At 57.8% G+C, this 6,351-nt stretch carries 2 protein-coding genes and 1 pseudogene; all 3 read right to left on the minus strand.

What is annotated here, in order from left to right; all coding sequences use genetic code 11:
* Window position 1: 1 nt before the first annotated feature.
* Window positions 2-2,257, minus strand: coding sequence for a type I secretion system permease/ATPase (locus AB1287_RS20295; RefSeq protein WP_435618891.1), 2,256 nt, complete (start codon window positions 2,255-2,257; stop codon window positions 2-4).
* A 13-nt stretch (window positions 2,258-2,270) separates the two neighbouring features.
* The gene (locus AB1287_RS20300; protein WP_435618892.1) at window positions 2,271-3,728 is read right to left on the minus strand and encodes a TolC family protein; all 1,458 of its coding nucleotides are present in this window, start codon (window positions 3,726-3,728) and stop codon (window positions 2,271-2,273) included.
* A 690-nt stretch (window positions 3,729-4,418) separates the two neighbouring features.
* A pseudogene (locus tag AB1287_RS20305) lies at window positions 4,419-6,351 on the minus strand (hypothetical protein); the annotation flags it as partial.

A 6,351-nucleotide genomic window follows, 5' to 3' on the forward strand; every position in this document is an offset into this window, starting at 1 on the left:
TTTACTCCTGTCCCTGTGTCTGAGCCACCGCGACTGGGGGTTTTGCCGCATCGCGCAGCACCGACGCCGCCGGGATCTGCCCCTCATTCAGCATCCGGACTATCTCCTCTTTCGGGCCGTCGGCCACCTTCATTCCCTCATCCATCACGATCACCCGATCGACATACTTCAGGATCGCCGGGCGGTGGGTCACTATCACCACCGTGCGGCCGGCCATCACCGGCTCCAGGGCCTGAAGCACCGTTCTTTCCGATCCCATATCCATCCCGGATGTCGGCTCGTCCAGCAGCAGCACATCAGGCTCCGACAGAATGGCCCGGGCCAGCGCAATGGCCTGCTTCTGCCCGCCGGAAAGCGTTTCACCTTTTTCGCCGATGGTCATTCCGTACCCCATGGGATGACGCGCAACGATCTCGCTGACGCCGGTCAGCGCAGCGACCCGCATCATCTCCGCGTCGCTGGCGTATGGCGCGCCCATCAGCAGGTTGTCGCGCAGGGTACCGAACATTAGCCTCGGCTCCTGGTTGACCAGCGCAATGCGCGAGCGCAGCTCCGCCGGGGCAATCTGGCGCAGGTCCACGCCGCTGACGGAAATCTCCCCCTCGCAGGGCTGATAAAGCCCTACCAGTAGCCGCAGCAGGGAGGATTTTCCGCTGCCCATCTTGCCGAGAATGGCCACGCGCTCGCCGTGCCTGAGATGCAGGTCAAGGCGATCAATGACCGCAGGCAGCCCCTGCCGGTAGGTAAAGCTCAGGCCGCGGCAATCGATCTCGCTCTGACTTCCCTGCGGCAGCTGAACATACACTTTCTCGCGGTTCACCTCCGTGGGGGTCTGCATCAGCTTATTCAGGATCGTCAGCGACGTGCGGGCCTGCTGGATACGCAGTCCCAGCGCGGCCAGGGTAGCCACGGGGGTTACGGCGCGCCCCATCAGGGTCATGGTGGCAATAATCCCCCCCATCGACACGATACCGTCGCCAACCAGATAGACCCCCCACAGCAGCAGCAGAACGGTGCCGAACTGCTGGGTGGTCTGAATGGCGCTGGAACCGAGGGTGGAGAGAAAACGCGATTTCATCGATACCGCGGAGAGCTTCACGCTGGCCGTATCGTGCTTGCCGGCCACGAGGCTTTCTGCGCGCAGCGCTTTAATGGTTTCCAGATTATCAAGGGTTTCAATCACCAGCCCATAGCGGTTGCTGCCAATCTTCATCGACTCTTCTGCATGCCGCCTGAGCGGAATCTGCATCAGCAGCACCATGCTCACGATCGCCACCAGGATGAACAACACGCACCACACCAGCGGCCCGGCAACCAGATAAATAACCACCAGAAACAGCAGCACGAACGGCAAATCAGCCACCGTCGTCAGCGCCGCAGAGGTGGAAAGATCGCGCACCGTCTCAAAACTCTGCATCACGTTGCCGAAGGCGCCGTTAGACTGCGCCCGGTTTTCCATTTTGCCCTCCAGCACATGTCGGAAAATTCTGGCGCCCAGTACCAGGTCAATCTTTTTACCTGCCCGGTCGGTCACCCAGGCCCTCGCCAGGCGTGCGCCAAGCTCGAACAGCAGGGCAATGGTCACCCCGATAGCCATGGTCCACAGGGTGACGTAGGTCTGGTTAGGCAGGACGCGGTTATAGACGGTCATGGTGAAAATCGACATCGCCAGCGCCAGCACGTTGATAACGACCGACAGCGCAGCGGCTTCGAACATATAGCGTCTGAAGCGCCAGAGCGTATGCCAGAACCAGTGCTGGTCCCCCGTTTTCACCAGATCGTCAGCACGGTGATCCAGATGGGACTGCGGACGGATCAGCAGCAGTTCGCCGCCGTACGCGGCATTCACCTGCTCCGTCGCCATTTCCACGGGCCTGTCGCTCAGCGCCGGTACGATCATATGACAGACGTTTTCATGGTACTGCGTCAGCACCGCAAAGCCGTCTCCCAGCCGGATCACCGCCGGCAGCAGAAAGGATTTCACCTCCCCCAGCGGCAGCGTCTGCCACGTCGCCACCATACCCCGGCGCTGCAGCGCCATCAGCGCCCAGCTATTCTGCTCCATAGCCGATTCAGGGCAGCGCGGCAGGCCGCTGACCAGTTCAGAAAGAGTCAGGCGCACGTCAAACAGGCGCAGCGCACTCTGCATGGCATCCGCCAGTTCGTTATGCTTCGCCGCCTGCGGCGGCTGCTCCTCGTTCGCAGCCCCGGCAATACCGTTGTCCATTACGCCGGGCTGATTTTCAATTACGCTCATACATTGTCCCTTATTACCACGGCCATGCGCGCAGGCTCTCTTCGCCCCGGCGTTGCGTTTCTGCGGTCTGAGCCGCCAGCGGCGTGGATGAGGAGGTCTTCCCGCTGGCTACGGCCTGCCGGAAGGCCTCTACCGCCTTATTGTTTGTCGCTGGCACCGGACGGCCCAGCCCATCACTGTCCATATCGCCTGCACCGTCCAGCGCTGATGCGGGCAGCGACTGCACGTTGCGGGCCAGATCGCCCAATTTGCCCAGCGTCGCCACAATCTGCCACTGCGTTGCCAGATACTGAACGCGCTGCTCTTCATAGCTCGCCAGGCTCGAGTAATAATCGGTAGCGAAGGAGATCAGATCCGTTAGCGGCCGCTGACCGGCAAAAAACTGCGTCTCCCCTGCCCGCCACGTTTGCAGGGCGGAGGCAGACTGTTGCGACAGTGCCGCTATCTGCTGCTCGCGCAGCGGCATGGAAACCCACAGTTGCCCCAGTTGCGCCTTCAGCGTGCGCAGCGTCGCTTCCATATCCTGCTCCGCCGACGACAGCCGCCGGGTCTGCCCCTTGACGGAGGCCAGCCCGGCCCCGCCGTCCCACAGATTCAGATCGCTGCTGACCTGCAGCGTTGCGGCTTTAAAAGGCTCCATTTCACCGTTGCGCCGCGGGCTGTCCAGCGACAGCTGGACGCTCCAGGTCGGACGGTTCCACTTTGAAGCAACCTTCAGCGCTGAGCTGGCGGAGTCGCGGCGGTAACGAGTGACTATCCACGAGGGATTATCCTTCAGTGCCCGCTCTGCCACGTCCAGCGTGGCGGGCAGCAGGCCAGCTTTTTTCAGATCCGGCAGTCCGTCAGTCAGCGTCACGGGCCTGTTGACGAGCGTCCTCAACTGCTGCCAGGCCTGCTGCATCGCGGTATTACTGGCCTCGCGGCTGGCAATAACCGAGCTGAGACGGGTGGAGACCTGACTCACCTCCGAAGCGCGTCCGGAGTCAATGGTGGCGATAGTTTGCACCCTCTGCAGCAAATCCTGCAGGGCTGCCACTTCCTTATCCAGCACTGACACTACCCGGGCGTTGGTTACCGCCGTGCTGTACAGGGACAGTACCTGCTGATTGAGGCTCTCCAGGATTGCACGAACCTGCATACTCTGCGCCTGAAACTCAGCTTCACGCCCCTCCACTGCGGCATCGTTCCGGCCGTGGTCGTACAGAACTTTGCTGAGATTTACATGCGGAGAAATATAATTGTTTTCATAGCCAGGCTGGCCAGAATAACTGACAGAGCCAATACCAGCGCTCACCTGCAAATTGCTGGAGGCTTTTTCAGCATCCACATCAAATAAGGCCGCACCGGCGATATCCTGCGCGGAGGCGACGGAAGGGTGATCCGCGGTCATGCGGAGAATATCAATAAAGCTGGTTGCACTCGCCGGGACAGAACAGACCACCGCAAGCAGCGATAAAATAGCCTTCGGCATAATCTTTGCCGGGCACGTCCTGAGCAATAAACGTTTCATAATTCCCTTATAAATAAAAAAGATTAACCGTGACTCAATAATGGTTCAGCCCGTCGCCATCCGTCGGGTAATTTATTAACCTGCAAGCGGTATATTATTTATATTCTGACGACATGCGGCGCCGCGCTCACCACCGAAACCATCCCGGCTATCAGGAGGGAGTGGCAGGAGTTCCTCTGGCTAAATAATAGGCTCTCCGTGGGGTCAGACAATCTGAATCGTTCTGTTAATAAACTTTTTCTGGGTTAAGGCGTGGAATAAGATCAAAAACACACAAAGCAATATAAATCAATATATTGCAAAAATTCTTAATGAGCCTTAATGCCATGTTTAATCCTTTTTAAAAGGTACATCCGGGCGAAAACCGCGTGGTCGACGATCGTTTTCCCCGTTTTCAGCGTCAGGACGACGGAAGCGGTTTTCGTGGCGAACGCAAAATCTCTGCCACACAGGCTATAATAGTGTTCCCACAGGAAACAGGTAAGCAGGCAACTGTAAAAGACAGCTCAGGGTATTGCTTAATTGTTTGGTTAAAAGAACTGAACATTGTATTACTCCCCTACAAAAGCGTAAGCATTCCCCATAAAAATGGGTGAATGCCGCAGCCATTATTCTTTAATGGGCGGTGGCCGAAACCACCACCCTGCTTTATTACATAACGTTCATGCCGTGCTGAATTAACAACCTGACGGTTGCGTCATCGTTATGAACATAAACATCCCAGGTCACGCCATTCTCCGTCTGCGTGTTTTCAGAGGTCCATACGGACTTATCAATATTCACCGTGTCTTTAGCTCCGCTCTTATTCGAGTTGCCATCGTCGCCGGAGATATACAGCGTGTGTCCGGTCTCGCCATTGTTTTTGGTCATATCAAGGACGTCCCCGGCGCTGATAACCAGTGTCTGCGCCGCGTTGTTGCCCATATGAATGACCTCAATACCGGCAATCTTCGACGAAACGCTGCCCAGCTCAAGGTTATTGCCGGAATCCCACACCAGCGTATCGTGCCCTTCCCCACCGTTGATGCTGGTGAAGCTGGTGCTGTTGATAAAGATGGTGTCGTTTCCACCCTTCGCGTCGACGGTAATAGCGCCGCGGGCATCGAGCAAGTCGTTGCCGTCGGTGCCATTCACGTAGAACTGAGCCGGATGATACTCAATGTGCGTCAGGCCGTTGCCGTCATCACTGAGGCCCAGCGTCTCGTTAAGGTCAACAATGCGACCCTTAATCGCCGATCCGCTACCGTCGCCTACGCCCTTGTCGGTCCAGGTTACGTAAAGCTGACCGCCCTCCATAAAGGTGGCGTTGACTTCACTCTGGTCGCCGTAGGTCAGCTGGTTGATCTGCATCTGCTGACCAATTTTGTTGCCGTGAGCGTCAAAGTACTGAGCATAAATGCCGTTCGTACCTGCTCCTGGCGCCGTATCGGTTGCCGAGATAAACACCGCCACGAAACTGCCGTCCGCACGGCTGACCACTTTGGCAAGGTGCTGATCGCCTGCGGTCATGGTATTAATGAGGAACTCATTTGATACCGCCTGTCCGTTAGCGTCATAGATACGCCCCCAGACACCGTAGCCGTTCTGATCCGGACCGCTGTTGTCGTTGGAGTCCCAGGAAACCACAAAGTTGCCGTTATCCAGCGCGCTGACGGTGGCGGTCGCCTGATCGCCAGCCGTTGTCTGGTTCACAACCGAGGTGGTCCCCGCTGTGTGGGTTACCGGGTCGTAGATAACCAGGCTGCTGTCATAGCCTTTGCCCGCCGTGGCGAACACAATGGCGACCTTACCGTTATCAAGCTCGGCCACCGACGGCAGCGAACTCCAGCCGTTGCTGTTGCCCAGCACGCCGGTTGTCAGGCCTGTCGAACTTAAGGTCATCTCGCCGGTCACTGGTGAACCATCCGCATTGTACTGGCGGCCGTAGATCTTATACTCGTTGGCATAAATGGCTTCCCAGACCACCATGTAGCCCCCGTCCGACAGAGATGTAATCTGCGGATTGGCCTGAGAGCTAGCCCCTGTTCCCGAGTTGATATTGAACTCAGGCCCTACGGAGGTTAAGCCCGTTACGTTACCCTGAGCGTCATAGGTATAGGTGTACTGCTGCCCCTTAATGTAGTTGACGCTGCCGGAGGCAGGACTGGTCCACACCACCTGAATGTTGCCGTTCTCCAGCACCACAGGCATCAGTTGATCGCCGGTGGTCGTGCTGTTGATCGTAAACTCGCTCCCAATCGGCTGACCCTTCGCGTCCAGCATCTGTCCCCGAATGCCGGTACCGGAGCCGTCGCCGTTGGCCGAGACCCAGACCTCAAACAGGCCACCGTCCGGCAGCGAAACCACCACCGGGCTGGACTGATCCCCGGCCTTCGCGGTATTAACCGTAAACTCTGAGTAGTAGGAAGCATCCGGGTTCACTACGATCCCTTCCACGCCCATACCGCTTCCGTCAACGTTGTCGGACTGCCAGGTGATGTACACATTGCCGTCCGCCATCAGCGTGGCATCCAGGATGTGGGTTACATCTATGGCGTCACCGCCGTATCCCTGATTGCCCTGGGTGGTGGTGTTGACAATAAAC

The organism is Scandinavium sp. UTDF21-P1B, from assembly GCF_040750395.1.
Classification (GTDB): Bacteria; Pseudomonadota; Gammaproteobacteria; order Enterobacterales; family Enterobacteriaceae; genus Scandinavium.

Coding starts and splice junctions, on each gene's coding strand:
- AB1287_RS20295 (WP_435618891.1), bottom strand. CDS start 2,257: ATGAGCGTAATTGAAAATCAGCCCGGCGTAATGGACAACGGTATTGCC.
- AB1287_RS20300 (WP_435618892.1), bottom strand. CDS start 3,728: ATGCCGAAGGCTATTTTATCGCTGCTTGCGGTGGTCTGTTCTGTCCCG.